At 69.6% G+C, this 616-nt stretch carries 1 protein-coding gene; it reads left to right on the top strand.

Features of this window, described 5'->3' with window-relative positions; translation table 11 throughout:
* Nucleotides 1-38 precede the first annotated feature (38 nt).
* The coding region (locus FQ755_RS04220) for an FAD-dependent oxidoreductase (protein ID WP_260858290.1) at nt 39-616 on the top strand (578 nt) is incomplete at its 3' end.

Genomic DNA, 616 nt, shown 5'->3' with positions numbered 1-616 from the left:
TGAGCGAGGTGGTGCCGATTGATGGAGGCCGGCATCGGATGCGCTTCGCCAACGGCACGCAGGCGAGCTGCGATCTGCTGGTGGGTGCCGACGGCGCGTGGTCCAGGGTGCGTGCGTTGTTGTCGGACGCGAAGCCGGAGTACACGAGCACGAGCTTCGTCGAAACCTACCTGCTCGATAGCGATGCGCGCCATCCTGCGAGCGCGGCGGCCGTGGGCGGCGGCGCGCTGTTCGCGCTGGCGCCGGGCCGGGGCATCTTCGCGCATCGCGAACCGGCGGGGGTGTTGCATGCCTATGTGGCCTTGAACAAGCCTCGCGAGTGGATCGAGGCGATCGATTTCTCCGATTCGGCGGCGGCGCGGGCTGCCGTTGCCGGTGAATTCGAGGGCTGGGCGCCGGCGTTGACGGCCCTGATCACGGCGGGTGATTCGGCGCCGGTGGCACGGCCGCTGTATTCGCTGCCGAGCGCGCATCGCTGGGATCGCGTGCCGGGCGTGACCCTGCTGGGCGACGCGGCGCATCTGATGATTCCGTCAGGCGAGGGCGCGAACCTGGCGATGTTCGATGGCGCGCTGCTGGCGCAGGCGATTGCCGCGAGCCCGTACGACATCGAGGC

The organism is Paraburkholderia sp. BCC1885 (assembly GCF_900996235.1).
Classification (GTDB): domain Bacteria; phylum Pseudomonadota; class Gammaproteobacteria; order Burkholderiales; family Burkholderiaceae; genus Paraburkholderia.
Note: the sequence above shows the minus strand (reverse complement) of the source record. Positions and strands in the feature narration are given on the sequence as shown.